Raw genomic sequence first — 26,997 nt, 5'->3', positions numbered from 1 at the left:
GGACATGAAGATTGCCCATGTCGCGCCACTTTACGAATCGGTGCCGCCAAGGCTTTACGGGGGTACCGAACGTATCATCTCATATCTTACCGAAGCTCTCGTCGATCTCGGCCACGACGTGACATTGTTCGCCAGCGGTGACACGAAGACTTCCGCCAAACTGGTGGCGTGCCGCGAAAGGGCACTTCGTCTCGATCCGCGTCCGCTGAAGTCCGAGATCGCGGCGCATCTGTCGATGCTCGACGAAGTGAGGAATCGGGCCGACGAGTTTGACGTCGTTCATTTCCATCTCAGCCATTTCCTGCATTTCCCGTTTTTCCGCGATATGCCGCAACGCACGGTGACGACCCCGCATGGCAGGCTGGATTACGCGGACCTCGCGCAAGCCTATGACCGGTTTCCGCGGTTCCCCATGATTTCCATATCCCGCAGCCAGCGCGCGCGGTTCGCATCCGCGAATTGGCTGGCGACAATCCACCACGGCTTGCCGCCTGGGCTTTATGAGCCCGATTTCGAGGCAGGCTCGGACGGTACCTATCTTGCATTTCTCGGCAGAATGTCGCGCGACAAGCGGCCGGACCGGGCGATCGAGATTGCCCGCCGCACCGGTCTGAAACTGAAGCTCGCCGCCAAGATCGGCGATGGCGACCGCGCCTATTTCGAAGAAGTCGTGCAGCCGATGATCGATGGCGACCAGGTCGAGTATGTCGGCGAGATCGGCGAGGACCAGAAGAGCGGATTTCTGGGCAATGCGGCCGCTTTGCTGTTTCCCATCGATTGGCCCGAACCCTTCGGGCTTGCGGTGATCGAAGCCATGGCCTGCGGAACCCCGGTCATGGCCTGGAGTTGCGGGGCCATGCCCGAGATCGTCGACCATGGGGTCACGGGCTTTGTCGTCGAAACCATCGAAGACGCCGTCGCCTCGATACCGACTCTCCTGCAACTCGACAGGCGACGAATAAGAACGGTCTTCGAAAGGCGGTTTTCCGCCGTCAGAATGGCCAGGGATTATGTCGCAGCCTATTCGCGGCTGAGCGGTGGCCACGAGCAGAGCAGAGCCTCGTAAACCTTCACCGTCCAGAAATCAGCACGGGACAGTCTTCTTGACCATTACCCAACTCGACGAGCGCAAGCTTGATCCTGCAATAGCACTGGCTTCCCTGGACGAAACCGCGCCCAGGGAACCGCATCGGCTTTACGCCCTCAAGCATGGCGATTGCTTTGCCGTCGCCGATGCCTATGGCGACATACGCGGCGCTGGCGACGGCTTCTTTCGTGACGACACGCGTATGCTTTCGGAATTTCGCCTGACCGTTGGCGGGCGGTCGCTGTCCTTGCTTGGCGCATCGCTTAGCCAGGACAACGTCCTGTTCACCAGCAACCTGACCAATCTGCCGATCGAGAGCGCGGCGGGCCGCCAGATCCCGCAGGGCGCGATCCATATCGAGCGGGTCAGGCTTCTGTGGGAGGAAAGGCTATATGAACGCATCACGCTCTCCAACTATAGCCGGGAGCATTCGACGGTCCTAGTGTCGCTACGCTTTGGCGTCGATTTTCGCGACATGTTCGAAGTCCGGGGTTCGACCCGCTCCAAGCGCGGCACGGCGCACACGGCCGAGATCGACCAGAGTTCGGTCGTGCTCCGCTACGAGGGCCTGGACGAAGTGGTGCGGACATCGGCGATCTCGTTTTCACTGCCGCCCGATCAACTGACCTCCGAGCGGGCGGATTTCTTCATTGCCGTCACCAAGCGCAGCCGCCAGACGTTTTACGTGGAGGTGGGGAGCAAGACAGACGCCCAACCGCAAAGTGATCGGTTCCGGGCCGCCGCGGCCCGCGCCCGTTTCGGCATGCGCGCCAAGCGCCGGCATGGGGCGACGCTCCATAGTTCGGGCCGCGTCTTCAATGATTGGATGGAGCGGGCCCGCGCCGATGTGGCGTTGCTCACGACGGAATTGGCGACGGGGCCTTATCCCTATGCCGGCATTCCGTGGTTCTCCACCGCCTTCGGCCGGGACGGCGTGATTTCAGCTCTGCAGATGCTTTGGCTCAATCCCGGCCTCGCCCGTGGCGTGCTTGCGTTTCTCGCCCAGCACCAGGCGACCGAGACCTCTCCCTTCAGCGATTCCGAGCCCGGCAAGATCATGCACGAGACCCGCAAGGGCGAGATGGCGGCGCTGAGCGAGTTGCCGTTCGGCCGCTATTATGGCGGCGTCGACACGACGCCGCTCTACATCCATCTCGCCTCCGCCTATGCCGACCGCACGGGAGACACGGATTTCATCGATGGCCTGTGGCCATCGCTGTGCGCCGCCGCCGAGTGGATCGAGACAGCGAGCCGTTCGACGGGGTTCCTCACCTACCAGCGCGCCGCGGAATCCGGCCTTGCCAACCAGGGTTGGAAGGACAGTTTCGATTCCGTCTTCCATGCCGATGGCCGCATTCCGAAAGGACCGATCGCGCTGGTCGAGGTCCAGGGTTACGTCTTTGCCGCGTTCCAGGGGCTGGCAAAGCTGGCACGGCTGCGCGGCGAAGAGGAGCGGGCGGAAAATTGGGAAGTGCTCGCCGATGCGATTCGCCAACACGTCGAACGCCATTTCTGGATCGAAGACCTCGGCTATTATGCGCTGGCGATCGACGGCGATGGCCAACCCTGCAAGGTGCGCACGTCCAACGCCGGCCATCTGCTCTATGTCGGCCTTCCCAATCCGGATCGCGCACGCATTGTCGCCGACCAACTGCTATCGGCTTCGTTCCATTCCGGCTGGGGGTTGAGGACGCTGGCGGACGACGCGATCTTCTTCAATCCGATGTCCTATCACAACGGGTCCATCTGGCCGCACGACACCGCGATCTGCGCCGCCGGACTGGCGCGCTACGGCATCCGCGACAGCGTGGTGCGGTTGATGAGTGGGACCTTCGAATCCGCGGTTCATTTCAACATGCGGCTGCCCGAACTGTTCTGTGGGTTCACACGCGCGGCCGGCGAAGCGCCGATTGCCTATCCGGTGGCTTGCCTGCCGCAGGCCTGGTCCGCAGGCTCCGCTTTCATGCTCATGCAGGCCTGCCTCGGCCTTCAGATTGACGGTCGGACGAACGAAATCCACGTGACCCAGCCACGCTTGCCGATCGGTATCGACAATCTCGTCATTCGTCATCTCTCGGTAGGACATGTGGTGGTGGATCTGACGTTTCAACGCGTAGGAGATCGTGTCGGCGCCTTCCTTGCCGATGCGCATGAGGGACTGGTGCCTCTGGTGGTCAGGAGTTGAAAAATCGGAACCATCATGTGTCGGGAACGTTGAACCACCACGCCATGGATGCCGGAGTTCCTGTCGGTGGATTTGCCGCGTCCCATTGAAAGGTAGTCAATTCGAAATGCCCGACAACGGTTCGTATCTATTCGTTTCTCCGGCCGCAATGTGGCTCTTCATTCTCGCAATTGTCGGTATCTCATGCATCGTGCTTGCGGTGGTAATGGCGCGAGGGCTTCGGGCCAGAGGCGCCAAGCTCGCCCGCCTCGAAGCAGAACCCGTTCGCGGTCCTTTGCCGGAATTCGAAAAGAACGGGCAATCCGCGACCGCCGCGCTCGTCCAGTGGTCGCCGGAAACCTTGCGTCACATTTTGGCGAAGGAACTTCCCGATGCACAGGTGATCGTTGTTTCAAATCGCGAACCCTACATCCACAACCGCAAGGGGGATGATATTCAGCTGGTCGTGCCCGCCAGCGGGCTGGTCTCCGCGCTGGAGCCGATTACGCGCGCCTGCGCCGGCACATGGATCGCCTATGGCGGCGGTTCGGCCGATGCGCTTGTCGTCGACGAAAATGACCGCGTCGAGGTGCCGCCTGAAAATCCTTCCTACACGTTGCGCCGCGTCTGGCTGAGCGAGGAAGAACAGCAAGGCTATTATCTCGGATTTGCCAATGAAGGGCTTTGGCCGCTGTGCCACATAGCCTTTACCCGGCCGATATTCCGCGCCTCCGACTGGGAAGCCTATGAGGCGGTCAACCGCAAATTCGCCGACACCGTCGTCGCGGAGGCCCGCAACGAGCGGCCCATCGTGCTGGTCCAGGACTATCATTTCGCGCTGTTGCCGCGGATGATCCGGGAGCGCCTGCCGGAAGCGATCATCATCACCTTCTGGCATATTCCGTGGCCGAATTCCGAGGTGTTCAGTATCTGCCCATGGCGAGAGAAGATTCTCGAAGGATTGCTGGGCAGTTCGATCGTCGGCTTTCACACCCAGTTTCATTGCAACAACTTCATCGATAGCGTCGACCGCTTCCTGGAGAGCAGGATCGAGCGCGAGGATTCAGCCATCTCCTATGGCGGCCAGATCAGCCTGGTTCACGCCTATCCGATTTCAATCGAATGGTTGCCGCCGCATCTGAGCAAACTGCCTGCCGTTGCAGAATGTCGCCAGCTCATTCGCGAGAGATTCGGCTTGGCCGAAAACGTCAGGTTGTGCGTCGGCGTCGAACGCCTCGACTATACCAAGGGCATCCTCGATCGCCTCAACGCGCTCGACGAGCTGCTGACGCTGCATCCGGAATGGATCGGCAAGGTGGCGTTCCTGCAGATCGCCGCGCCCAGCCGCGGCACCTTGCCCGCCTACCAACAATTGTACGAGGAATGTCTGCGCCATGCCGAGGATATCAACCAGCGCCATGGTCGTGAAGGCTATACCCCCGTGGTGCTGGTGACCGAACATCACTCGCAAGTGCAGGTCTACGAGATTTACCGGGCCGCCGACGTCTGTATGGTCACCAGCCTCCACGACGGCATGAACCTGGTTGCAAAGGAGTTTGTGGCGGCGCGCGAGGATGAACAGGGCGTGCTGCTGCTCAGCATGTTCGCCGGCGCGTCGAAAGAGTTGCTGGAAGCGTTGATCGTCAATCCCTACGACGCGGCGATGATGGGCGATGCCCTGCTGCAGGCCTTGACCATGTCATCGGAAGAGCAACGTCAGCGCATGCGGCGCTTGCGCGAGGTCGTGCGTGAAAACAATGTCTATCGATGGGCGGGCAGCATGCTGTTCGACGCGGCGCGCCTGCGCAAACGCGATGCGGTCGATCGTGCCGTCAACGGTGCCCCCGGTTCTGCTGGCCCCGGTTCTGCCGGCCCCGGTTCTCCTGGCCCCGGTTCTCCTGACAATGTGATATCGCTGCACGACCGCAAGCGCGTGGCAGCGCTGTGATGTCGACATTGTCAAACTTGACCGAACCCAACGTCCCGCGGGATGCGTGGGCCTTGTTTCTCGATATTGACGGCACGCTTCTCGAACATGCCGCGCATCCCGATGCGGTGGTTGTCGGCGATGCGTTGCGGACGCTGTTGGCACGGCTCGAATTGCAATTGGACGGAGCTCTGGCATTCATCACGGGGCGGTCGATCGCCGCGGTCGACCATCTTTTCCAGCCCCTCAGACTGCGCGCTGCCGGGCTTTACGGCCTTGAGCACAGGCTCACGCGTGATGGTCCGGTCGAGGCGGCGGGAGAGCCGGCCGACATTGCGGCGCTTGCCGAGGAAATCGAGGCAGAGCTGGACAATACGGACGTCTATATCGAGCGCAAGGGCCCGATCCTGGCCATCCACACACGCGCGGCACCGCAATTGTTGCAGCGCGCCACGCAACTGGTCGAGCAGGCGCTGGACAGGTTGCCCAGGGGATATCGAGTGCTGGCCGGCAATGCCGGCGTCGAATTGATGCCGCTGGAGGCAGCGAAGGGAGCAGCAATCAGGCGCTTCTTGGACCTGCCGGCTTTCGAGGGGAGGCGGCCGGTGTTTCTGGGCGACGACACGTCCGACGAGAATGGTTTCGAGGCCGTCAATGAGATGGACGGCATTTCGATCCGCATCAAACCGCGCGGACCGACCGCCGCACGCCATGCGCTTGCAGGCGTTGGCGAGGCTTTGGCTTGGCTGGGTGCGGTGAGCCAGCGCAATGGGAATGGATCGACAGGTCTGGTCCGTTCCGTTCCTTGAAACAAAGGAGTCGGTGATGACCCAATTCACCAGTCTCATCCGGGAGATCATGCCCACCTGGCTACGCCGGCGGTCGCTCCCGAATGCGTACGAGAGCGAGCCGAGTTTCGATCCGCCACGCCCGCAGGACGCTGACGAGGTCTGGCGCCAGGTTGTCGAAAAGGATCTCTTTGGCGCCAACACGCAGGATTACGCCGAGACCGGGGACAAAAAGACCAGCCGCCACTGAGGGCGGTCAGCCCTCCCCGAAAACCAACGAAACATTGCCGCCGGCGTGACGTTCGAGGCGGCCGGCCAGATCGAGTTCCAGCAGCACCATGAACACCTGGGCGGGATGCAGGCCGGTGTGGCGGATGATTTCGTCGACCGGCACCGGTGTCGGTCCCAGCGCCTCAATCACCTTGGTCCGGTCGCTCTCGCCTGGTGGCGGTGTTGCCGAAAAATCGGGCGGATCTTCAAACGGCGGCAGATCAGGTGCTCGCATGCCGGTCAGCGGAAGGATCGCCCTGGAAACGTCTGAAGCTTCTGTCACCAGCGTGGCGCCGTCCTTGAGCAGGCCGTTGGTGCCGGCTGCGCGCGGATCGAGCGGAGAGCCTGGCACGGCAAAGACCAGTCGGCCCATCTCGCCGGCAAGCCTGGCGCTGATCAGCGAGCCTGAGCGCTGCGCCGCCTCGACCACCACCAACCCAAGGGCAGCGCCCGCGACCAGGCGGTTGCGGCGCGGGAAATCCTGGGCGCGCGGCTGCCAGCCGAACGGCATTTCCGAGATGAAGGCGCCACGTTCGGCGATGTCATCGCACAGTCCGGCATTTTCGGGCGGGTAGGGCAGGTCGAGGCCTCCGGCAAGAACACCGACCGTCCCGGTCGAGAGGCTGCCCTGATGCGCCGCCGTGTCGATGCCGCGCGCCAGGCCGGAGATGATCCCGTAGCCCTCTCTTCCGAGATCGGCTGCCAGCATGCGCGCCATCTTGATGCCGGCAAGCGATGCGTTGCGGGCGCCGACAATCGCGACCCCCGGCAGCCGGAACACCGCGGCGTTCCCCTTGACCGCCAGCAGCGGCGGCGGATTGTCCATGTTGCGCAGAAGCGGCGGATAGTCTGCCTCGCCGATGCCGACAAAGCGTGCCCCGATCCGCCGCGCGGCCTCCATCTCGGCCTCGGCTTCGGCGATGGAAGGGGTGCGCACGATCCGGTTGGCGCCACCGGAAATCATCAGTTCCGGCAGCATTTTCAACGCGACCTCGGCCGAACCGAAGCGGTTGATCAGGTCGCGAAAGGAGGCCGGCCCGACATTCTGGGTGCGGATCAGCCGCAGCCAGCTCAGCCGCTGGCGATCGGTGAGACGCGGCCCGGTGGCCGGTTCGCTCACCCCTTGGCTCCGATCTTGCCTTCGGTGCCGGCAATCAGCCGCGAAATGTTGGCTCTATGCATGATGAAAACGATGATGCTCATCACCACGAACAGCACCGCAATCCGCGGGGTGCTCATGGAATACAGGGCGATCGGGACGACGACGGCCGCAGCCAGCGCTGCCAGCGAGGAGAAGCGGAAAAGAAAAGCCATCACCAGCCAGGCGACAGCGAAGATCAGTGCCACCTGCCAGGCAAGGCCAACCAGCACTCCGAGATAGGTCGCGACGCCCTTGCCCCCTTTGAACCCCAGCCATGCCGGAAACAGATGGCCCAGAAAGGCGCCAAGGCCAGCCCAGATCGCCGTTTCAGGCGCGAAATGGCCTGCTATCAGCACGGCTGCCGTACCTTTCATCGCATCGAGCAGCAAGGTCGCTGCGGCGAGCCCCTTGTTGCCGGTGCGCAGCACATTGGTGGCGCCGATATTGCCGGAGCCGATATTGCGTACGTCTCCAAGGCCGGCCGCACGGGTGAGCAGCAGGCCGAACGGAATTGAGCCCAGCAAATAGCCGAACGCCAACGCCAGGATCAGGCCATAAGTCATTGTTTCCCCCGCATTTTCCACAACCATGCTCGATGCCGCATGGCTACCGCCGGCTCAGGCGGAAAATACTGTGCGGCCCGCCACCAGCGTTTGCAAGACCTTGCCTTGCAGTCGTGCGCCTTCGAAGCAGGTGTTTTTCGAGCGCGAGCGGATGCCGCTTTCACTGACGATCCAGGGTTCGTCGAGGTCGACAATGGCGAGATCGGCTACCGCGCCCGGCTTCAGCGTGCCGCCGGGCAATCCAAACAACCTCGCCGGCGCGGTGGACAAGGTCTCGATCAGCCTGAGCAACGGCACGTCGCCATTGTGGTAGAGGCGCAAGGCCGCGCCCAACAGGGTTTCGAGGCCGATGGCACCGGCTGCCGCGTCGGCAAAGGGCAGCCGCTTGGTGTCGACATCCTGCGGATCATGTGAAGAGACAACGACATCGACCGTTCCGTCCTTCACCGCCTCGATCATCGCCAGCCGGTCCTCTTCGGCGCGCAGCGGCGGCGTCAGGCGGAAGAAGGTGCGGTACTCACCGATGTCGTTTTCATTGAGCGACAGATTGTGGATCGATACGCCCGATGTCACTGCCGCGCCGTCAGCCTTCGCCCGCGCCACGGCGCTTGCCGCCATTGCTGTCGATATCTTCGCGGCATGGTACGAACCGCGCGTCAGCCGTGCCAGCGCAAGATCCCGCTCGAGGGGTATGGATTCGGCTTCACGCGGAATGCCGGAAAGACCGAGCCAACTGGCATACAGGCCTTCATTCATGACGCCCGACGATCCGAGGTCGGCATCCTGCGTTTCATGGACGATGGTGGCGCCGAAATCGCGCGCATAGGTCAGCGCGCGGCGCATCACCAGCGCGCTCGATATGGTATGCCGACCATCGGTGAGGGCGACGGCACCCGCCTCGCGCAGCAGGCCGAACTCCGTCATCTCGCGCCCATGGAGGCCCTTGGTGATGGCGGCGGCCGGAAAGATGTTGACGACGGCCGTGTCCTTGGCGGTGCGCAGCACGAATTCGACCAGCGCCACATTGTCGATCACCGGGTCGGTGTCGGGCATCATGACGATCGACGTCACCCCGCCGGCGGCCGCGGCGACGCTTGCCGAAGCGATGGTTTCGCGATGCTCGCCGCCCGGCTCGCCGATGAAGACGCGGCCATCGATCAAACCTGGCATGATCGCCTTGCCGGCGCAGTCGATTGCCGTGGCTCCGTCGGGGACGCCCTGGTTCAGAGCCACCTTGCCAGCGGCAACGATTTTCTTGCCATCGACTATGACGGAGCCGACTTCGTCGAGCTCGCGCGAAGGGTCGACGATGCGGGCGCGTTCAAAGACCGTGATGCTCATGCGCCGCGGCCCTCTGGATTGCGCCCCTCTTGGTTGCGACCGTCTTGATTACGACGGGGATCGAGCAGCGCTTCCATCACCGCCATGCGCACGGCGACACCCATTTCCACCTGCTCCTGGATGACGCTTTGCGGGCCGTCGGCGATTTCGGAGGCAATCTCGACACCTCGGTTCATCGGGCCGGGATGCATGACCAGCGCGTCGTCCTTGGCCGCCTTCAGCTTCTCGGCATCGAGGCCGAAATAGCGGAAGTATTCGCGCACCGACGGCACGAAGGCGCCTTCCATGCGCTCGCGCTGCAAGCGCAACATCATCACCACATCCGCGTCCTTCAGGCCTTCCGCCATCGAGCGGCAGACGATCACGCCCATCCTGTCGATGCCCGAGGGCAACAGCGTCGAGGGCGCCACCACCCGCACCTGTGCGCCGAGTGCGTTGAGCAGCATGATATTGGAGCGCGCCACACGCGAATGCAGGATGTCGCCGCAGATCGCCACGATCAGCTTCGACAGCGGACCCTTGGCGCGGCGGATGGTGAGCGCGTCGAGCAGCGCCTGTGTCGGGTGTTCATGCGCGCCATCGCCGGCATTGACCACCGAGCAGCCGACCTTCTGCGCCAGAAGGGCCGCCGCGCCCGCCGACTGATGGCGGATGATCAATATATCGGGCCGCATGGCGTTCAGTGTCATCGCGGTGTCGATGAGCGTTTCGCCCTTCTTTACGGAAGAACTCGCCACCGACATGTTCATGACATCGGCGCCGAGCCGTTTTCCGGCCAGTTCGAAGGACGACTGCGTGCGGGTCGAGGCTTCGTAGAAGAGGTTGATCTGGGTGCGGCCGCGCAATGTCGAGGTCTTTTTCTCGGACTGCCGCGAGATCGCGACCGCCCGATCCGCCCTGTCGAGCAACAGCTCGATGTCGGCGGGCGAAAGATCGCTGATGCCCAGAAGATGGCGGTGAGGATAGAGTGGCAGGGACGAAGCGTCGGTCATCTCAAGGGGCTGCTATAGGGTGCGGATTTCGCGCCCGCAAGCACCCGCGTTGGATTGATGCCGTTCTCCCCGGTATTTTCGTCGCGCGCGCAGCAACGCTTGGCTATATCTAGCCGATGGCCTCGGATTCGAGGCTTTCCGACGATAGGGCCTTTCCAGAAGGATTGGCTAGAAGGATTGGGCGTGACCGACGACGTGACGAACCAGCCGCCGCCGCTGACGGGAGGCAACGCCTGGCGAGGCGATCCGCTGCTGATCCAGCTTGCCGAGCGCTTCTCGGATCCGGTGCGCAAGGATCTCGACGGGCTTGGCCGTTTCGTGCTCACGCAAGAGGCGCAGGAACTGGCGCGTCTCGCCAATGTCGAGACGCCGAAACTCAGGACGCACGATCGCCAGGGACGGCGCATCGACCTGGTCGAATTCCATCCTGCCTACCACGCCCTGATGCGCCGTTCGGTGGCCAACGGTCTGCACTCTTCTATCTGGGAAAATGGCGACGCCGAGATTGGCCGCCGCCATCAAGTGCGGGCCGCCCGTTTCTACCTGACCGCCGAACTCGAGACCGGACACCTCTGCCCCATCACCATGACCAGCGCCTCGCTGGCGGCATTGATGGCCAGCCCAAAACTGTTTCGCGAATGGGCGCCGCGCGTGACGACGCGCAAATACGACCAGAGCCAAAAGCCGCCAGTAGAGAAGACCGGACTGACGCTCGGCATGGGCATGACCGAGAAACAGGGCGGCACGGATGTGCGTGCCAATGTGACCAGGGCCGAACGCGTCGGAAGCGGGTTCTACCGCCTGACGGGGCACAAATGGTTCATGTCGGCGCCGATGTCGGATGCCTTCCTGGTGCTGGCGCAGGCGCCGGAGGGGCTGTCGTGCTTCCTGGTGCCACGCGTTCTCGGTGACGGGTCGGGCAATGGCTTTCGCTTCCAGCGGCTGAAGGACAAGCTCGGCAACCGCTCCAACGCGTCTTCCGAAGTCGAGTTCGTCAATGCCATCGGCGAGATGGTCGGTGAGCCCGGCGCCGGCGTCAAGACGATCATGGACATGGTGACGCTGACCCGGCTCGACTGCGCGGTGGCGTCTTCGGCGATCATGCGGGCGGGGCTGGCCGAAGCGATCCAGCATGCCCGCCATCGCCAGGTGTTCGGGACCAACCTGATCGAGCAACCGCTTATGCAGCGCGTGCTGGCCGACATGGCGCTCGATGTCGCCGCGGCGACCGCGCTGTCATTCCGGCTGGCGCGTTCCTTCGACGAGGCGGCGAGCGATCGCGGCGAGGCGGCGTTCGCCCGCGCCATGACGCCGGTCGTCAAATACTGGGTCTGCAAGATCGCGCCGCCGCTGCTTTACGAGGCGATGGAGTGCCTTGGCGGCAATGGCTATGTCGAGGAAGCTCCGCTCGCCCGCTATTACCGTGAAGCGCCCGTCAACGCGATCTGGGAAGGATCGGGCAATGTCATGGCGCTCGACGTGCTGCGCGTGCTTGGCCGCGCGCCGGGCCTTTTCGACGAGGTGCTGGGCGGCATCGACCGCGACCTCGGCACCGGCGGGCGCGGCACGATCGGTGTTCTGAAGGCGGCCATGCAGGTCGCTTCGACGGACGAGGGCTCGGCCCGGCTGCTGACGGAACAGCTTGCACTGTCGGCGGCGGCCGCCGAGCTACGCCGGCTGGGGGCAGGGCGGATCGCCGATGCTTTCGTCGAGACGCGGCTCGCGGGCCAATGGCGCAATACCTACGGTATGCTCGATTCGCGTCACGATGCGCGCATGATCATCGATACGCTCTATCCGCCGGTGAATTGACGACGAAGCCATTCATCGTTCGACGACGTAATCCTGGCCGGCGCCGTTAACCTTAACAAATGGTTTCCATTGCGGCGGCGAACCGCAAAGCCCACTGTCATTCCTGTCGAAGCAGGAATCACGATGCGACACGTATTGACCTCCTTTCTGTCGGTGCACTGGGCGATCGTTTTCGCTCTGCTCGCGCTGATCTGTATCGATGGAAATCGAGGTGTGGCGGCGGCTCTTGGCGTACTCGGCGTCGCCGTCCAAAGCGCCCGATTGATCAATCTGGAGAACATCGTCGTGGTCGCTCCGCTGGCAACCGCATTGCTGGTCGTGGCGGTGCTGTTCTTCTGGGCCTTTGTCGATACGCTGATCAACGACGCGTCCAGCCCGGGCGCCGACAGCGTCGTTCGCATCGCCTTTATTTCCGCTTCGGGCGTGATGTCGATGATCCTGATCGGCGGCGCGGCCCAAGGCATCGACGGCCTGTTCATGGTGGTGGCCGTGCAATTGGCCGCACTTCTGGCCTCCTATGTCGCGATGCTCGCCGAACGGCGTTCGGTGGCTGCGTTGGATGAGGACGATTTCCACGCCACGGCTCACAGCATGGCAAAGGCCGCGGCGCATAATTCACTGCTCTCCCTGATATCGGGCAGGACCGGGCCGAACGGCAAGGTAGGTCGCTGATGCGCTACATCTTCGCATTGTGGGCGGGCCCGATGGCGCTGTTCTGGGGCTGGTTCTACCTGTCGCTCAACGACATGAATTTCGGCTATGTGATGCTCACCCGGCAGCTGCACGATTTCGTGTTCCAGCTCTATGGCCAGCTGCTCGGCATCGATCCGGCAATCATCCCGGGCATGGTGGCAAAAGCCTGCGTGTTCGATGGCTTGCTGCTTGTTGCGATATGGGTGTTTCGCAGGCGTCGCGAGATTTTGGGCTGGATCAGGCGCCGCTGGACGGGTCCGGTTCCGTTCGATCGGCTGCGTCGAGCGACTGAAGCCGGTCCAAAACTCCCTGCAGAATAAAGGCGGCTGCCGCCGAATCGATCTTGCCGGCGCGCTTGGCGCGCGAGAAGTCCATTTCGATCAGAGTCCGTTCGGCCGCGACCGTCGATAGCCGCTCATCCCAGAACACGAAGGGCAGGTCGCTCAGTTGCGCCATGTTGCGCACGAAGGCGCGCGATTTCTGTGCGCGTGGGCCTTCGGATCCGTCCATGTTGATCGGCAGTCCGATCGCCACCGCGCCGACATTTTCTTTCTCCAGTAAGGCCAAAAGGACGGCGGCGTCGAGCGAGAATTTCTTTCTGAGTATGACCGGGCGGGGATGAGCGAAGGAGAAACCGCGGTCGGAAACCGCGACGCCGATCGTCTTGTCGCCGAGATCGAGCCCCGCCAGGGTCCTGCCGCCGGTGAGCCGTGCCGGCAATTGCTCAATCGTGATGACGGCCAACGGTTTTCTCTCGTCTTTTCGGTAGCACGCGTCTTTTCGGATGCGCAGCGGACACTATACCCTTTGATATCGGGGCTATCGGCGTTCTATCGTCAGGCTCGGCAAAAATCGAGGAAATGCATTCATGAAACTGACCTGGTACGGCCACTCGGCCTTCCGCATCGAAACCGGTGCCGCGAAAATCCTGATCGACCCCTATCTGATCGGCAACCCGTCCTGGACAGGCGGGTGGGAAGAGCCGGCCGAAGGGGTCACGCATGTTCTTTTGACGCACGGGCATAGCGACCACATCAGCGGCGCGCTGGAAGTGCTCGGCAAGAGCGGCGCCCAACTGGTCGCCAATTTCGAGATCTGCATGTACCTCGTCGGCAAGGGCGTCAGCGACAAGAAGATCAATCCCGGCAATATCGGCGGCACGGTCGATTGTGGCCGCTTCACCACCACCTTCGTCCAGGCGCTGCACTCCTCCTCGTTTGGCGAAGACGGCGGCAAGAACGTCTATCTCGGCAATCCGGGCGGACTGGTTCTGCATTTCCCGGAAGACAGGACGCTCTACCACATGGGCGATACCGACATCTTTTCCGACATGGCGTTGATCAACGAGCTGCACGAGCCGAAGATCGGCATTGTTCCGATCGGCGACCGCTTCACCATGGGCGGCGCGGTGGCAGCCCTTGCCTGCCGCCGCTTCTTCAAGTTCGACACGGTTGTCCCTTGCCACTTCGGCACGTTTCCAATGATCGATCCGACGGCTGAGAAATTCGAAGCCGGCATGGAAGGATCCGGCGTCAAGGTCGCATTGCCGAAGATTGGTGAAACGATAACCATCTAGAAACAACAAAAACAGAACAAATCCATGGCGTTGGGGCGATCTCTTTGCGTATCGATGGTTGTCGCGGCGTCGCCCGCGCTCGCCGCCGATGAATTCATCGAAGGCGCTATCTGCAGTCCGAGGAGCTTTGCGCGCAGGCCAGGAAGGACACGCTGCAGGCGCTGATCGATACCGGCAACATCGTACTTTCGAAGAATGGCCTGCAAGGCGTGGAATACAATGCGAATTCGTTCATGTCAGCAAGGCGACGCGTGTCCTGTCGGTAACGCGGATCAGGCCGACGCACCTCGATCTCGTCTCGGTCCGGCCCATCGACGATGAAAGCGAGGCGAGCGGTAACAGCGGCAGCTATTATCTGTGCGAGGGTGTTGCCCTGCCATGAAGCTGTTTGCCCGATTGTCGGCCGGCGCATGTTGCGCGCCGCGCGCCGCGCCGCTATAGCCCGGACTGGTTTTCCCCGAGGCAAAATACATGTCCGTTGATGTCAAGACAGTGAAGCGCGTCGCGCATCTCGCCCGCATCGCGGTGAGCGAGGAAGATGCCGAGCGGATGACCGGCGAGTTGAACGCCATACTGGGCTTCGTCGAACAGTTGAACGAGGTCGATGTTTCCGGCGTCGAACCAATGACCTCGGTGACTCCGATGGAGATGAAGAAGCGCGGGGATGTTGTCACCGACGGCAACAAGGCGGCCGAAATCGTTGCCAACGCACCGGCGACCGACGAGAATTTCTTCCTCGTGCCGAAGGTCGTGGAGTAAGGCGCCGATGGCAATCGAGATCGCCATCGAGACGCCGCTGCAGGATGACGTGCGCGGCCTGGTCAGGGAACTCAACGAAACCTTGCTCGAGTTGACGCCGCAGGAGCATTGCTACCATTTGACGGTCGAGCAGATGGCGGGCCAGGACACGACGGTTTTCATCGCTCGCGACAATGGTATCGCCGTTGGGTGTGGCGCCTTGAAGCGGCATGGTGATGCCACCGGCGAGGTGAAACGCATGTACACGCGGCCGTCGCATCGCGGTCAGCGGATCGGCGCCAGGATTGTCGAACGCGTTGAAGCCTTGGCGCGCGACGAAGGGTTGAAGCGGCTGGTGCTGGAAACCGGCGATCGCCATCCCGCCGCCTGGACCGTCTATGAACGTGCCGGGTTCTCGCGCTGCGGCCCGGTGCTGGATTATCCCGATTCCGAGTGGTCGGTGTTTTACGAAAAGAGCCTTTGATGAGCGACCTGACCCATCTGACGATTTCGCAGGCCCGCGCCAAGCTGCGCGCCAAGGAGATCACCGCCACCGAGATCACCGAGGCCTATCTCTTGGCGATCGATCGCGCCAATCCGGCGCTCAATGCCTATGTCGCGGTGACCGGCGACAAGGCGCGCGACATGGCCAAGACGTCGGACGCCAGGCTGCTCAAGGGCGAGGGCGGTGCGCTGGAAGGCATTCCGCTCGGGATCAAGGATCTGTTCGGTACCGAAGGCGTCCATACCCAAGCCTGCAGCCACGTGCTCGACGGCTTCAAGCCGCGCTACGAATCAACCGTCACGTCCAATCTGTGGGCCGACGGCGCGGTCATGCTGGGCAAGCTCAACATGGACGAATTCGCCATGGGCTCGTCCAACGAAACCTCCTACTATGGCCCGGTCATCAACCCGTGGCGACGTTCGCGCCTCGATACGGTGGTGATGCCGACGACGCATCAGGGTGATGGCGGCTTCGTGTCGGCCGGTGGCACGAAAACCCAGCGCAGCCTCGACAATGCACAGCTGGTGCCGGGCGGCTCTTCCGGCGGTTCGGCGACCGCCGTATCAGCCTTCCTTTGCGCCGGTGCGACGGCGACCGACACCGGCGGCTCGATCCGCCAGCCGGCCGCTTTCACCGGCACGGTCGGCATCAAGCCGACCTATGGCCGCTGCTCGCGCTGGGGCATCGTCGCCTTCGCCTCGTCGCTAGACCAGGCCGGGCCGATCGCCCGCGACGTGCGCGACGCCGCGATCCTGCTCAAGTCGATGGCCTCGGTCGATCCGAAGGACACGACGTCAGTCGACAGGCCGGTGCCGGACTACGAGGCTGCGATCGGCAAGCCGATCAGGGGCATGAAGGTCGGTATTCCCAAGGAATACCGCGTCGAAGGCATGCCGGAGGAGATCGAGGCCCTGTGGCAGAAGGGTATTGCCTGGCTCAGGGATGCCGGCGCCGAGATCGTCGACATCTCCCTGCCGCACACCAAATACGCGCTGCCGGCCTATTACATCGTGGCACCCGCGGAAGCTTCGTCCAATCTCGCCCGCTATGACGGCGTCCGCTACGGCTTGCGAGTGCCGGGCAAGGACATCGTCGAGATGTACGAGAAGACCCGCGCCGCCGGCTTTGGCCGCGAGGTCAAGCGCCGCATCATGATCGGCACCTATGTGCTGTCCGCCGGCTACTACGACGCCTACTATCTGCAGGCTCAGAAGGTGCGCAATCTGATCAAGCGCGACTTCGAAAACGTCTTCGCTGCCGGCGTCGATGTCATCCTGACCCCGGCGACACCGTCCGCCGCCTTCGGCATCGCCGACGAGGACATGGCCGCCGATCCGGTCAAGATGTACCTCAACGACATTTTCACGGTCACCGTGAACATGGCCGGCCTGCCGGGCATCGCCGTGCCCGCCGGGCTCGATCCCAAGGGATTGCCGCTCGGCCTGCAGCTGATCGGCAGGCCGTTCGAGGAAGAGACATTGTTCCAGACCGCTGCCGTCATCGAGCAGGCGGCCGGCACATTCCAGCCGGAGAAGTGGTGGTAAGGATATCGCTCGCCTGACGTATGACCCCGAAATTGCGATCGATTTCCGGGGGCATGCGCAAAACTAAAGCATTGCAGCGTCCTTGGCGCTGTAGGGGTTGAGCGATGTTCTACTTTCTCTCCAAGATCTTCTGGTTCTTCATCCAGCCGCTCAACCTGACGATCTTCCTGCTTCTGGCAGGGCTGATCGCCGGGATGCTCAGCCGGCGGCGACTTGCCGTCACCGGCAGCGTGCTGGCGTTTGCGATCCTTGCGCTATCGGCCTGGACGTCGCTGGGCGCCATGATGCTCAATCCGTTGGAAGAACGCTTTCCCAAGCCGCCTTTGCCGGCGAAGGTAGACGGCATCGTCGTGCTCGGCGGCGGCTTCGAGGGCGCTATCAACCTCGCGCGTGGCGGCTATGAATTGAACAGCAGCGGCGATCGCATGGTCGAGACCGCAATCCTCGCCCGGCGCTTCCCGCAGGCCAAAGTGGTGGTGTCAGGCGGAAATGGCTCACTGTTCCTCGACGGCGAAGGTGATGCCGACACCGCGCCGCGCCTGCTCGGCTCGCTCGGCGTTTCGGCGGATCGTCTCGTCCTTGAGGACAAGTCCCGCAACACCTACGAGAATGCGGTCTTCAGCCGCGAACTGGTCAAACCCAAACCGGGCGAAACATGGCTACTGGTGACGTCGGCCTTTCATATGCCGCGCGCCAAGGGGCTATTCGACAAGGCCGGTTTTCCAACCATTCCATGGCCGGTCGACTATCGCACCACGGGGAAGGAAGGCGTCGGCTTCTTTCGCGATAATGCGGCCGATTCGCTTGAGAACACGACCATTGCCGTTCGTGAGTGGATCGGACTTTTCGCCTATTGGCTTTCCGGGCGCATCGATGAGCCGTTTCCGGCGCCGGGCGGCTGACCGATGACGGCGCGCCGCGCCGCCGAGAAGAACTGGCGCCGCACCAGCACGGCGAGCAGCAGAAGCGTCGACAGCACGAACACCACCGGATCGACGAACCAGCCGAGATAGCCGATCGAGAAGAACACGCCGCGCAAGCCCGAGTTGAAATGCTTGCCGGCCAGCATGTTCATTTGCGTCGCGCGCCACACAGCCGTTTGCGTGACCGGATTGCGCGAGGCTTCGCCATGAGGGATCGGCACCGCGCCGATCAGGATCGAACAGTAGTTGAACAGCCTGTAGGCCCAGCCGAATTTGAAGAAGGAAAAGGCTAGGATCAGCACAAGTCCCAGCACCTTGATCTGAAAGGCCGAGCGCGACGGCGCGCCGCCCAAGGGCAGGGTGCTCAACACCTCAAGCACCCGGTCGGACGCGCCAAGCAGGGCGAAACAGCCGCCGAGTGCGATCAGCGAACTGGAGGCGAAGAAGGCGGTTCCTTGCTGCAGGCCGCTCATGATGGCGGTGTCGACGATGCGAATCTCGCGCTCGGCCATAGTGCGCATCCAAGCCTCGCGCTGCGCATTCATGGCGGTCGTCAGCGACATGCGGCTTACCAGCTTGCCGTCGGAAGCGAGCGTGTGCAGCACCCATACGAGGACGAAAAAGCCCAGCGCCGCGAGATCGGCCGTCGAAAGGTAGGAGGAATCGCCCATAGGGTGAATTTATCACATCTTGATGGCTTCGATCGCCCCCGCAGCGTCGGGCAATCAATGTCGCTGCCGGAGCAAACAAGGTCGGCAGGTGCTGCGCCGCGATCGTCAAAAGAGCGGAAACATCCCGGGAATTCCTATATGTAGTCCTCGACGTGATCCAGGAGACAGCGTGTTCCTTTCGGTTTTCGACCTGTTCAAGATCGGCATCGGCCCCTCGAGCTCGCATACGATGGGGCCGATGACGGCTGCGCGGCGCTTCCTCGACGAGGTCGCGGGCGACGACTGGCCGCGCCCCGCCGGCGCCAAGGTCGACCGCATCGGCGCCAGCCTGCATGGCTCGCTCGCCTATACCGGCATCGGCCATGGCAGCGACCGTGCCGTGATTCTCGGCCTTGCCGGTCAGACGCCGCAAACGGTCGACCCTGACCAGGCCGACGGCATCATCAGCCGCATCACCGCCGACAAGCTGGTTTCACCGCCCGGCCACCCATCCTACCATTTCGATCCGGCCACCGATCTGGTACTCGACCGCAAGACACCGCTCACCGGTCATGCCAATGGCATGGCGTTTTATGCCTACGACGCCGTCGGCCGGTTGCTGCTCAAGCGCATCTACTATTCGATCGGCGGTGGCTTCGTGGTTTCGGAGGAAGAGCTGCAGCGGATGAAGGCCAAGGGCTCGGTCACGACCGAGGGCAAGAAAGTGCCGTATCCCTTCAAGAACGCGGTCGAGATGCTGAAGATGGCGGCCAGGAGCGGCCTGTCCATCGCCGACATGAAGCGAACCAACGAGGAGACGCAGATGTCGCGCGAGGCGCTCGACGCCGGTCTCGACGCTATCTGGGACGCGATGAAGGGCTGCATCGACCGCGGCCTGTCGCAGGACGGCATCATGCCGGGCGGGCTGAAGGTGCGGCGACGTGCCAGACAGCTCCATGACAAGCTGCAGGAGCAGTGGCAGCAGAACCGGCCGAATCCGCTGCTAGCCAATGACTGGCTGTCGATCTATGCGATGGCCGTCAACGAGGAGAATGCGGCCGGCGGGCGTGTCGTCACCGCGCCGACCAACGGTGCTGCCGGCACGCTGCCGGCAGTGCTGCGCTACTGGCTGCATTTCCATCCCGAGGCGGACCAGCCGAGCATTCGCGACTTCCTGCTGACGGCCGCGGCGGTCGGCGGCATCATCAAGTCCAATGCGTCGATCTCCGGCGCCGAAGTCGGCTGCCAGGGCGAGGTGGGCTCAGCCTCGGCGATGGCAGCCGCAGGCCTGTGCGCCGTCATGGGCGGCACGCCCGAACAGGTCGAGAATGCCGCCGAAATCGCGCTCGAACATCATCTCGGCATGACCTGCGATCCGGTCGGCGGGCTGGTCCAGGTGCCGTGCATCGAGCGCAACGCGCTGGGTGCCGTGAAGGCGGTGACGGCCGCCTCCCTGGCGATCAAAGGCGATGGCGTGCATTTCGTGCCGCTCGATGCCGCGATCGAGACCATGCGTCAGACCGGCCTCGATATGAACGAGAAGTACAAGGAAACCAGCCTTGGCGGGCTGGCGGTCAATGTCGTGGAGTGTTGAGGGCTGGCCCAAGCCGGCACTGTGGAGAAGTCCGCCAGGCCGTTGACGTCTCGGCGCCCCGGACTAACCTTGGTGCATGGCTCTCAACCTCCTAAAGCTTTGCGTCGGCTGCGACAGTGTCGAGGATCTCGAAGAGTGGATCGCCTTCCGTCTTGAAGAGCGCCGCCGCGCCGGCGAACCAGCCGAACACTGGCACACCACCCGCATGGTGCCGACACGTGGCGACGAGGTCACCGATGGCGGCTCGCTCTACTGGGTGATCAAGGGCAGCGTGCAATGCCGGCAATTGATCACGGAAATCCGGCCGTTCACCGATGACGACGGCATCGGCCGCTGCCATTTGATGCTCGACCCCGAGGTGGTGCGGACCGACTGGCAGCCGCGCCGCGCCTTCCAGGGCTGGCGTTATCTGAAGCCAGCGGACGCCCCGTCCGATCTCGGCAAGGGCAAAGCGGGATTGGTCGAGATGCCGCCGAAACTCAGGCGCGAGCTGGCCGATCTCGGCTTGCTCTAGACATTGAGCGGAAGGATTCCCTGTTTCTGCCCGGACCTTTCTGGCCCTCAATCTTGCCTGGCGCTGGACTTGCAAGCGACGCGACAACGCCACATCTTGAATCATGCGCGATGAACAACCGTCGAAGTCGACACAGGCCGCTGCGTTGAAGACCCAGTTCGCATGATGGTCCTCTTCCAGCCCGGGTAAAGGCCATGATTCTGGCGCAGAAAACGTGTTGAAGGACATCACGCGGCTGTCCAGGCGGACAGGATACCTGCGGGGCGATGGGAAATGTTAGGCGCGATTATCGTTGTGGTGGCGTTGTTGCTGGTGCTCCTGGGGGTAGCCACCGCCTTTCTCCGCGCGGATCCGGCGCAACTCGCAAGCGGGATGAGAACCTTGGGGCCGATCCTGCTGGCGCTGGTCGGCGGCGCCGTGCTCGTGGTCGGGCGTCAAGGCCTCGGCGGCATCATCCTGTTCGTGGCAATCGCCTGGTACGGCGCCACACTTACGCGCCGGCCAAATGCCAGGCCAATTGCTGGAAAACGCTCAACCGTGCGGACAGCGGCACTCGAGATGGAACTCGATCACAATACGGGCGGCCTTGAAGGGCTGGTTCTGGCCGGACGTCACGATGGCAAGATGCTTGGCTCGATGACCCTTGCGGAATTGCAGCATCTCTACCGCGAGCTCTCCGGCGATCCTGAGAGCCGCCAATTGCTAGAGACGTATCTTGACGGCAGATTTCCCGTCTGGCGCAAAAACGCTGAGACGAACGGTGGCGAAGGGCTGGGTATTGCGCCAGGTCCGGGCGCCATGACTAAGGAGGAGGCCTACAAGGTCCTTGGTCTTGAAGCGGGGGCCGCCGCGGCGGATGTCCGCAAGGCGCACCGCCGCCTGATGCAGCGCCTGCACCCCGATATCGGCGGCACGTCTTTCCTGGCGGCGCGGATTAACGAAGCCAAGGACGTCTTGCTCTCCAATCACAACTAGTCTCCTTCGACGCAGTATTTTTCCGGGAGATATCTTCCACGCTGTCCTATTGCTGGACGGCGTAGCACTCGATCTTCTTCTTCTTCAAAGCGGTGCAGGCCTTCCAGGCGGCATCCTTCGACCCAAACCCGCCGAAACGTGCGCGGTAGTAGGTGACGCCGTCCTTGTCGAAAGCGACGGTGAAGCCGGAAGCATCGGCCAGCACCTTGGGAGCCTGCTTGGCAGTCTCGTCGAGGAGAGCCTGGGCCTCGGACTGCTTGGGCGAGGAGGCAACCTGGATGGCCCAGCCCGACGGAACCGACGCGGTGCTGACCGGATCAACGGCCGGGGTGGGTTCGGCATAGGCGGCCACGACCTGGGCAGTGGCGACCTTGGGAGCGGAGACGATGACCGTCTTCACCTTCTTTGCCGGGACAACCAGCTTGGGCGCCTCCGCCTCGGCTGTATCCTCGTCCTCGCTGTCGCCCTGGGCAACGGTCGCATCGTCCGCGACGGCCGTATCGGCTTCCGCCACGGCCACCGGCTTTTCGTCCGGCGTCGGCGCGTCATGCTTGGGCAGGAGAACCTTCGCCAATGCGCTGACGGGATTGCTGTCCGCCTTGGCGATCAGATCGCCGCCACCGCGGGTCGAGGCCCTCGGCAAATAGGTGTTGATCAGGCCTGCCATCTGGTTGTCGCGGCTGCCGCCCGACGTGCCGCCCATGACGACGGCGACAAGGCGGCGGTTGCCGTCATTGACGGACGAGACAAGATTGAAGCCGGAGGCGCGGGTATAGCCGGTCTTGATGCCGTCGACGCCCTTGATGCGCCCGAGCAGGCGGTTGTGGCCATTGATGCGCTGGCGACCGTAGAGAAAGGATCGCTGCGCGAAATAGCCGTAGTACTGGGGAAAATGCTCCCTGAGCGCGATGCCGAGCGTGGCCATGTCGCGCGCCGTGGTGAACTGCCCCGGGTCGGGCAGGCCGTTGGCGTTACGGAAGACGGTGCCGTTCATGCCGAGCTGCCGCGCCTTGGCCGTCATCATGCGGGCGAAATTGGTTTCGTTGCCGCCGAGCATTTCGCCGAGCGCGGTCGCCGAGTCGTTGGCCGACTTGGTGACTATCGACAGGATCGCGGTCTCGACGGCGACCGATCCGCCCGGCTTCACGCCGAGTTTGGTCGGCGCCTCGGCGGATGCGTGGGCCGAAAACACGACTGGCGTGTTTCTGCTGATCTTGCCCTTCGCCATCGCTTCGAAGGTCAGATAGAGCGTCATCATCTTGGTCAGCGAGGCAGGATAGCGCCGGCCATCGGCGTTGGCCGAGTAGAGCACCTTGCCGGTCTTGGCGTCGACGACGATGGCTGCCGACTTTGCCGCGAACGACGAGGCGGCACCCGCGACGACGAATGTCATCGCCATGGCGAGGATCATGATCGTTTTGAGAGGGGACGCGGATTTGGAAACGATGCCCGACAACGCCTGACGCACTGGTAGTTCCTTTGAATTTCTCGTTGCGCTGGAGGCGGCAAAGGGATCCTGCCTCACTTTCGGCCAAGCTAACGGGGCAGCGTTACCAATCCGTTTATGGTAACCGCCGCGTTCACCATTTTCCGGTGGTTTGAGCCTTCCTTTATTCGAATCTTAGCCATTGGCGTTCGGGTAGTGCCTCCATGCAGGCGAAATGTTGACTTTTTGTGCATCGCACAATATGTTACGTGCATTGCACAAAACGCCGCCCGGCTAGGGCGCGTCCTATGAACAGGCAACCGTCAAGGGAATCAGGAAATGACCCAGACCTACGAAGATTTCAGCAAATACGGCAAAGAGTTTGCCGACACCGGACTGAAGAGCTTCGCTTCGCTGTCCAAGGGCGCGCAGGCAATCGCCACCGAGGCCGGCGAATACACCAAGAAGAGCTTCGAAGCCGGTAGCGCCGCGTTCGAGAAGCTGTTCTCGGCCAAGTCACTGGACAAGGCAATCGAGATTCAATCCGACTATGCCAAACAGTCCTACGAGGCGTTCGTCGCCGAGGCCACCAAGATTGGCGACCTCTATGCCGAACTCGCCAAGGAAGCCTACAAGCCGTTCGAATCGATCGTTGCCAAGGCGAAGTAATTTTTGCTCGGGCGGATGATTTCGCCCTGAGAATTCCAGATCCGGCCCTTTGGGCGTGGGAAGGAAACCCGGTCGTGGAAACGCGGCCGGGTTTTTTCATGCCAACGCTTCACGATCGCGAAAATCCGCCAAGTTGGTCACCTAGCCATATTGTCAGCTAACCAGAAGGGCTTAAAATCGTCCATCGAACACCTACATGTGAAACTCGCATGAGGATTCGAAGAGGCAGGACTACGTGACGATCGGTTTGACTGCCACGAGACGAGTGGCGCGGATGCAAAATGGCGGCGGCGACGGCAATGAGGCCGGCCGCGGGACGGCCGTTATCACGCGCACCAAAACCAAGACCAAGAAGCCCAGCCTTTACCGGGTCCTCATCCTCAACGACGACTACACTCCGATGGAGTTCGTGGTTCACGTGCTGGAGCGTTTTTTCCAGAAGGACCGCGAAGCTGCCACACGCATCATGCTTCATGTTCACAATCATGGAGTGGGCGAGTGCGGGGTCTATACATTCGAGGTGGCCGAGACCAAAGTGTCCCAGGTCATGGATTTCGCCCGACAGAATCAGCATCCGCTGCAATGCGTGATGGAGAAGAAGTGAGGTAACATGCCGGCTTTCTCCCAAGGCCTGGAAAAGGCGCTTCATCAAGCGCTGACGCTCGCCAACGAGCGGCACCATGAATATGCAACCCTTGAACACCTGCTGCTCGCGCTCATCGACGACACCGAGGCGGCCGCTGTCATGCGCGCCTGCAACGTCGACCTCGACGAGCTGAAGCATACTGTTCTGACCTACATCGATACCGAGCTCGACAATCTGGTCACCGGCTACGATGAGGATTCCAAACCGACGGCCGGTTTCCAGCGCGTCATCCAGCGCGCGGTCATCCATGTGCAGTCATCTGGCCGCGAGGAAGTGTCGGGTGCCAACGTGCTCGTCGCCATCTTCGCCGAGCGCGAAAGCCATGCCGCTTATTTCCTGCAGGAACAGCAGATGACCCGCTACGACGCGGTCAACTACATCTCGCATGGCATCGCCAAGCGTCCGGGCGCGTCCGAGAGCCGCACCCCGCGCGGCGCCGATGACGAGCAGGGCGGCCAGAACGGCGCCGAGCCGCAGGAAGAAGGCGGTAAGAAGAAGCAGCAGCAGGACGCGCTGACCGCCTATTGCGTCAACCTCAACAACAAGGCCAAGGCCGGCAAGATAGATCCGCTGATCGGCCGCGAGAGCGAGATCAACCGCACCATCCAGGTGCTGTGCCGCCGCTCCAAGAACAACCCGCTCTATGTCGGTGACCCTGGCGTCGGCAAGACGGCGATCGCCGAAGGCCTGGCCAAGCGCATCGTCGAGGGCGACGTGCCTGAGGTGCTGCACAATGCCACCATCTTCGCGCTCGACATGGGCACGCTTTTGGCCGGCACGCGCTATCGTGGCGATTTCGAGGAGCGGCTGAAGCAAGTCGTCAAGGAGCTCGAGGACTATCCGGGCGCAGTGCTGTTCATCGACGAGATCCACACCGTGATCGGCGCCGGCGCGACTTCGGGCGGCGCGATGGACGCGTCGAACCTGTTGAAGCCGGCGCTGTCGTCGGGTGCGATCCGCTGCATTGGTTCGACCACCTACAAGGAATTCCGTCAGTTCTTCGAGAAGGACCGCGCGCTGGTGCGGCGCTTCCAGAAGATCGACGTCAACGAGCCGACCGTCGAGGATGCCATCGAGATCATGAAGGGCCTGAAGCCCTATTATGAGGAATTCCACAAGGTGAAGTTCACCAACGAGGCAATCAAGGCCTCGGTGGAGCTGTCGGCGCGCTACATCAACGACCGCAAGCTGCCGGACAAGGCGATCGACGTGATCGACGAGACCGGCGCCTCGCAGATGCTGGTGCCTGAAGCCAAGCGCAAGAAGACGATCGGCATCAAGGAAATCGAAGCGACGATCGCCACCATGGCGCGCATCCCGCCGAAGACGGTCTCGGCCGATGACGAGAAGGTGCTACAGGGCCTGGACATCGAGCTCAAGCGCGTCGTCTACGGTCAGGACACCGCCATCACCGCGCTGACCTCGGCGATCAAGCTGGCGCGGGCCGGCCTGCGCGAACCGGAAAAGCCGATCGGCTCATATCTGTTCTCGGGTCCGACCGGCGTCGGCAAGACCGAAGTCGCCAAGCAACTGGCCGCCTCGCTCGGCGTCGAACTGATCCGTTTCGACATGTCGGAATATATGGAACGCCACACCGTCTCGCGGTTGATCGGCGCCCCTCCCGGCTATGTCGGCTTCGACCAGGGCGGCCTTTTGACCGACGGTGTCGACCAGCATCCGCACTGCGTGCTGCTGCTCGACGAGGTCGAGAAGGCACATCCGGACCTGTTCAACATCCTGTTGCAGGTGATGGACCACGGCAAGCTGACCGACCACAACGGCAAGCAGATCGACTTCCGCAATGTCATCCTGATCATGACCACCAATGCGGGCGCATCCGATGCGCAGCGCGCGGCGATCGGTTTCGGTTCGACCAAGCGCGAAGGCGACGATGTGGAGGCGATCAACCGGCTGTTCACGCCGGAATTCCGCAACCGTCTCGATGCGATCATTCCGTTCGGCTCGCTGCCGGTGCCGGTCATCCATCAGGTGGTGCAGAAGTTCGTCATGCAACTGGAAGCCCAGCTTTCCGAGCGTGGCGTTACCTTCGACCTGTCGCCCGACGCGATCGCCTGGCTCGCCGACAAGGGCTATGACGAACGCATGGGCGCGCGTCCGCTCGGCCGCGTCATCCAGGAGCACATCAAGAAGCCGCTGGCCGACGAAGTGCTGTTCGGCAAGCTCAAGAAGGGCGGCACGGTGCGCGTCACCGTCGAGAAGAAGGAAACCGGCGAGACCGGCCTCAAGCTCGAATCGCTCGCCGACGAGGCACCAGTGAAGCCGAAGAAGGAAGAGCCGGAAGACGCGCCGAAGCCGCCCAAGGCCGTGGCCAGGAAGCCCGCGGCAAAGAAGGTCGTTGCGCAGAAGCCCGAGCCCAAGGGCAAGGACGGCGGCAAGCGCAGCCTCGTACCGCAACTGCCCAGAAAGGGCTGAGCCTGACAAAAAGTCGAAAGGAGCCC

At 62.6% G+C, this 26,997-nt stretch carries 26 protein-coding genes and 1 pseudogene; 20 read left to right on the top strand and 7 right to left on the bottom strand.

Annotated features, from left to right (window positions below; genetic code table 11):
• The first annotated feature begins 4 nt into the window (after positions 1 to 4).
• The 5 genes from FJW08_RS02250 (at position 5) to FJW08_RS02230 (ending at position 6,216) form a co-directional block, all read left to right on the top strand.
• Positions 5 to 1,066, top strand: coding sequence for a glycosyltransferase family 4 protein (locus FJW08_RS02250; protein ID WP_140808514.1), 1,062 nt, complete (start codon positions 5 to 7; stop codon positions 1,064 to 1,066).
• A 43-nt stretch (positions 1,067 to 1,109) separates the two neighbouring features.
• Complete coding sequence (locus FJW08_RS02245; RefSeq protein ID WP_140808881.1) at positions 1,110 to 3,272, top strand: amylo-alpha-1,6-glucosidase; 2,163 nt, start codon at positions 1,110 to 1,112, stop codon at positions 3,270 to 3,272.
• A 106-nt stretch (positions 3,273 to 3,378) separates the two neighbouring features.
• Positions 3,379 to 5,199, top strand: coding sequence for a trehalose-6-phosphate synthase (locus tag FJW08_RS02240; RefSeq protein ID WP_140808879.1), 1,821 nt, complete (start codon positions 3,379 to 3,381; stop codon positions 5,197 to 5,199).
• A complete protein-coding gene (gene otsB / locus FJW08_RS02235) occupies positions 5,199 to 5,987 on the top strand; it encodes a trehalose-phosphatase (protein ID WP_140808512.1) in 789 nt (262 codons plus the stop codon). The genes FJW08_RS02240 and otsB overlap by 1 nt, the downstream gene beginning before the upstream one ends.
• A gap of 16 nt (positions 5,988 to 6,003) precedes the next feature.
• Entirely contained in the window at positions 6,004 to 6,216 is a 213-nt protein-coding gene (locus tag FJW08_RS02230; RefSeq protein WP_140808510.1) for a hypothetical protein, read from the top strand.
• Between the two features lie 6 nt (positions 6,217 to 6,222).
• Here FJW08_RS02230 and dprA read toward each other — a convergent pair whose 3' ends face one another.
• The 4 genes from dprA to FJW08_RS02210 are packed head-to-tail and all read right to left on the bottom strand — an operon-like array spanning position 6,223 to position 10,273.
• A complete protein-coding gene (gene dprA / locus FJW08_RS02225) occupies positions 6,223 to 7,356 on the bottom strand; it encodes a DNA-processing protein DprA (protein ID WP_140808508.1) in 1,134 nt (377 codons plus the stop codon).
• Positions 7,353 to 7,940 carry a glycerol-3-phosphate 1-O-acyltransferase PlsY gene (gene plsY, locus FJW08_RS02220; RefSeq protein ID WP_140808505.1) on the bottom strand — a complete coding sequence of 196 codons (588 nt, stop codon included), beginning with the start codon at positions 7,938 to 7,940 and terminating at the stop codon, positions 7,353 to 7,355. Before plsY ends, dprA begins: the two co-directional genes overlap by 4 nt.
• Before the next feature lie 54 nt (positions 7,941 to 7,994).
• The gene (locus tag FJW08_RS02215; protein WP_140808503.1) at positions 7,995 to 9,281 is read right to left on the bottom strand and encodes a dihydroorotase; all 1,287 of its coding nucleotides are present in this window, start codon (positions 9,279 to 9,281) and stop codon (positions 7,995 to 7,997) included.
• Positions 9,278 to 10,273: an aspartate carbamoyltransferase catalytic subunit gene (locus FJW08_RS02210; protein WP_140757492.1), complete on the bottom strand. Its 996-nt coding sequence runs from the start codon at positions 10,271 to 10,273 to the stop codon at positions 9,278 to 9,280. The genes FJW08_RS02215 and FJW08_RS02210 overlap by 4 nt, the downstream gene beginning before the upstream one ends.
• A 183-nt stretch (positions 10,274 to 10,456) precedes the next feature.
• Between FJW08_RS02210 and FJW08_RS02205 the strand changes: the two genes are divergently transcribed.
• From FJW08_RS02205 to FJW08_RS02195, 3 genes are all read left to right on the top strand, one after another.
• A complete protein-coding gene (locus FJW08_RS02205; protein ID WP_140808501.1) occupies positions 10,457 to 12,085 on the top strand; it encodes a DNA alkylation response protein in 1,629 nt (542 codons plus the stop codon).
• 123 nt (positions 12,086 to 12,208) lie between these two features.
• Positions 12,209 to 12,757 (top strand): hypothetical protein, encoded by a 549-nt coding sequence (locus FJW08_RS02200; RefSeq protein WP_140757490.1) that lies wholly within the window; start codon positions 12,209 to 12,211, stop codon positions 12,755 to 12,757.
• On the top strand, positions 12,757 to 13,098 hold the full coding sequence (locus FJW08_RS02195; RefSeq protein WP_140757489.1) for a DUF6105 family protein: 342 nt from the start codon (positions 12,757 to 12,759) through the stop codon (positions 13,096 to 13,098). The genes FJW08_RS02200 and FJW08_RS02195 overlap by 1 nt, the downstream gene beginning before the upstream one ends.
• Here FJW08_RS02195 and ruvX read toward each other — a convergent pair.
• Entirely contained in the window at positions 13,016 to 13,522 is a 507-nt protein-coding gene (gene ruvX / locus FJW08_RS02190) for a Holliday junction resolvase RuvX (protein ID WP_140757488.1), read from the bottom strand. The two genes, FJW08_RS02195 and ruvX, sit on opposite strands and share 83 nt — an antisense overlap.
• A gap of 124 nt (positions 13,523 to 13,646) precedes the next feature.
• On the opposite strand from ruvX, the gene FJW08_RS02185 reads away from it, so the two are divergent.
• The 6 genes and pseudogenes from FJW08_RS02185 (at position 13,647) to FJW08_RS02160 (ending at position 18,043) form a co-directional block, all read left to right on the top strand.
• Positions 13,647 to 14,354 (top strand): metal-dependent hydrolase, encoded by a 708-nt coding sequence (locus FJW08_RS02185; protein WP_140808499.1) that lies wholly within the window; start codon positions 13,647 to 13,649, stop codon positions 14,352 to 14,354.
• A 24-nt stretch (positions 14,355 to 14,378) separates the two neighbouring features.
• Positions 14,379 to 14,736: pseudogene (locus tag FJW08_RS32835) on the top strand (hypothetical protein).
• A gap of 89 nt (positions 14,737 to 14,825) precedes the next feature.
• Positions 14,826 to 15,113 carry an Asp-tRNA(Asn)/Glu-tRNA(Gln) amidotransferase subunit GatC gene (gatC, locus tag FJW08_RS02175; protein ID WP_140808498.1) on the top strand — a complete coding sequence of 96 codons (288 nt, stop codon included), beginning with the start codon at positions 14,826 to 14,828 and terminating at the stop codon, positions 15,111 to 15,113.
• Positions 15,114 to 15,120: 7 nt separating this feature from the next.
• Positions 15,121 to 15,576: a GNAT family N-acetyltransferase gene (locus tag FJW08_RS02170; RefSeq protein WP_140808496.1), complete on the top strand. Its 456-nt coding sequence runs from the start codon at positions 15,121 to 15,123 to the stop codon at positions 15,574 to 15,576.
• Positions 15,576 to 17,141 carry an amidase family protein gene (locus FJW08_RS02165; RefSeq protein WP_140808494.1) on the top strand — a complete coding sequence of 522 codons (1,566 nt, stop codon included), beginning with the start codon at positions 15,576 to 15,578 and terminating at the stop codon, positions 17,139 to 17,141. Before FJW08_RS02170 ends, FJW08_RS02165 begins: the two co-directional genes overlap by 1 nt.
• Positions 17,142 to 17,245: 104 nt before the next feature.
• Positions 17,246 to 18,043, top strand: a complete 798-nt coding sequence (locus FJW08_RS02160; protein WP_140808492.1) for a YdcF family protein — start codon at positions 17,246 to 17,248, stop codon at positions 18,041 to 18,043.
• Here FJW08_RS02160 and FJW08_RS02155 read toward each other — a convergent pair.
• Positions 17,992 to 18,735, bottom strand: a complete 744-nt coding sequence (locus FJW08_RS02155; protein WP_140757482.1) for a DUF599 domain-containing protein — start codon at positions 18,733 to 18,735, stop codon at positions 17,992 to 17,994. The two genes, FJW08_RS02160 and FJW08_RS02155, sit on opposite strands and share 52 nt — an antisense overlap.
• 169 nt (positions 18,736 to 18,904) lie before the next feature.
• On the opposite strand from FJW08_RS02155, the gene FJW08_RS02150 reads away from it, so the two are divergent.
• The 3 genes from FJW08_RS02150 to FJW08_RS02140 all read left to right on the top strand — a co-directional run bounded on the left by FJW08_RS02150 (position 18,905) and on the right by FJW08_RS02140 (position 21,797).
• Complete coding sequence (locus FJW08_RS02150) at positions 18,905 to 20,308, top strand: L-serine ammonia-lyase (protein ID WP_140757481.1); 1,404 nt, start codon at positions 18,905 to 18,907, stop codon at positions 20,306 to 20,308.
• A 76-nt stretch (positions 20,309 to 20,384) separates the two neighbouring features.
• A complete protein-coding gene (locus FJW08_RS02145; RefSeq protein ID WP_140808490.1) occupies positions 20,385 to 20,822 on the top strand; it encodes a DUF1489 family protein in 438 nt (145 codons plus the stop codon).
• A gap of 273 nt (positions 20,823 to 21,095) precedes the next feature.
• Positions 21,096 to 21,797, top strand: coding sequence for a DnaJ domain-containing protein (locus FJW08_RS02140; RefSeq protein WP_140808488.1), 702 nt, complete (start codon positions 21,096 to 21,098; stop codon positions 21,795 to 21,797).
• A 46-nt stretch (positions 21,798 to 21,843) separates the two neighbouring features.
• Here FJW08_RS02140 and FJW08_RS02135 read toward each other — a convergent pair whose 3' ends face one another.
• Positions 21,844 to 23,265, bottom strand: coding sequence for a D-alanyl-D-alanine carboxypeptidase (locus FJW08_RS02135; RefSeq protein WP_140808486.1), 1,422 nt, complete (start codon positions 23,263 to 23,265; stop codon positions 21,844 to 21,846).
• 297 nt (positions 23,266 to 23,562) lie between these two features.
• On the opposite strand from FJW08_RS02135, the gene FJW08_RS02130 reads away from it, so the two are divergent.
• The 3 genes from FJW08_RS02130 (at position 23,563) to clpA (ending at position 26,971) form a co-directional block, all read left to right on the top strand.
• Complete coding sequence (locus tag FJW08_RS02130; protein WP_095774324.1) at positions 23,563 to 23,892, top strand: phasin family protein; 330 nt, start codon at positions 23,563 to 23,565, stop codon at positions 23,890 to 23,892.
• A 274-nt stretch (positions 23,893 to 24,166) separates the two neighbouring features.
• Entirely contained in the window at positions 24,167 to 24,496 is a 330-nt protein-coding gene (gene clpS, locus FJW08_RS02125) for an ATP-dependent Clp protease adapter ClpS (protein ID WP_010909565.1), read from the top strand.
• A 6-nt stretch (positions 24,497 to 24,502) separates the two neighbouring features.
• The gene (gene clpA / locus FJW08_RS02120) at positions 24,503 to 26,971 is read left to right on the top strand and encodes an ATP-dependent Clp protease ATP-binding subunit ClpA (RefSeq protein ID WP_140757477.1); all 2,469 of its coding nucleotides are present in this window, start codon (positions 24,503 to 24,505) and stop codon (positions 26,969 to 26,971) included.
• Positions 26,972 to 26,997 lie beyond the last annotated feature (26 nt).

Origin of the sequence: Mesorhizobium sp. B3-2-1, assembly GCF_006439515.1 — a bacterium.
Taxonomy (GTDB): Bacteria; Pseudomonadota; Alphaproteobacteria; order Rhizobiales; family Rhizobiaceae; genus Mesorhizobium.
The sequence above is the reverse complement of the archived record's forward strand: the minus strand, read 5'-3'. Positions and strand labels throughout refer to the sequence as shown.

Coding starts and splice junctions, on each gene's coding strand:
- FJW08_RS02250 (WP_140808514.1), top strand. CDS start 5: ATGAAGATTGCCCATGTCGCGCCACTTTACGAATCGGTGCCGCCAAGG.
- FJW08_RS02240 (WP_140808879.1), top strand. CDS start 3,379: ATGCCCGACAACGGTTCGTATCTATTCGTTTCTCCGGCCGCAATGTGG.
- otsB (WP_140808512.1), top strand. CDS start 5,199: ATGTCGACATTGTCAAACTTGACCGAACCCAACGTCCCGCGGGATGCG.
- FJW08_RS02230 (WP_140808510.1), top strand. CDS start 6,004: ATGACCCAATTCACCAGTCTCATCCGGGAGATCATGCCCACCTGGCTA.
- plsY (WP_140808505.1), bottom strand. CDS start 7,940: ATGACTTATGGCCTGATCCTGGCGTTGGCGTTCGGCTATTTGCTGGGC.
- FJW08_RS02215 (WP_140808503.1), bottom strand. CDS start 9,281: ATGAGCATCACGGTCTTTGAACGCGCCCGCATCGTCGACCCTTCGCGC.
- FJW08_RS02210 (WP_140757492.1), bottom strand. CDS start 10,273: ATGACCGACGCTTCGTCCCTGCCACTCTATCCTCACCGCCATCTTCTG.
- FJW08_RS02200 (WP_140757490.1), top strand. CDS start 12,209: ATGCGACACGTATTGACCTCCTTTCTGTCGGTGCACTGGGCGATCGTT.
- FJW08_RS02195 (WP_140757489.1), top strand. CDS start 12,757: ATGCGCTACATCTTCGCATTGTGGGCGGGCCCGATGGCGCTGTTCTGG.
- FJW08_RS02185 (WP_140808499.1), top strand. CDS start 13,647: ATGAAACTGACCTGGTACGGCCACTCGGCCTTCCGCATCGAAACCGGT.
- gatC (WP_140808498.1), top strand. CDS start 14,826: ATGTCCGTTGATGTCAAGACAGTGAAGCGCGTCGCGCATCTCGCCCGC.
- FJW08_RS02170 (WP_140808496.1), top strand. CDS start 15,121: ATGGCAATCGAGATCGCCATCGAGACGCCGCTGCAGGATGACGTGCGC.
- FJW08_RS02165 (WP_140808494.1), top strand. CDS start 15,576: ATGAGCGACCTGACCCATCTGACGATTTCGCAGGCCCGCGCCAAGCTG.
- FJW08_RS02160 (WP_140808492.1), top strand. CDS start 17,246: ATGTTCTACTTTCTCTCCAAGATCTTCTGGTTCTTCATCCAGCCGCTC.
- FJW08_RS02155 (WP_140757482.1), bottom strand. CDS start 18,735: ATGGGCGATTCCTCCTACCTTTCGACGGCCGATCTCGCGGCGCTGGGC.
- FJW08_RS02145 (WP_140808490.1), top strand. CDS start 20,385: ATGGCTCTCAACCTCCTAAAGCTTTGCGTCGGCTGCGACAGTGTCGAG.
- FJW08_RS02140 (WP_140808488.1), top strand. CDS start 21,096: ATGTTAGGCGCGATTATCGTTGTGGTGGCGTTGTTGCTGGTGCTCCTG.
- FJW08_RS02130 (WP_095774324.1), top strand. CDS start 23,563: ATGACCCAGACCTACGAAGATTTCAGCAAATACGGCAAAGAGTTTGCC.
- clpS (WP_010909565.1), top strand. CDS start 24,167: ATGCAAAATGGCGGCGGCGACGGCAATGAGGCCGGCCGCGGGACGGCC.
- clpA (WP_140757477.1), top strand. CDS start 24,503: ATGCCGGCTTTCTCCCAAGGCCTGGAAAAGGCGCTTCATCAAGCGCTG.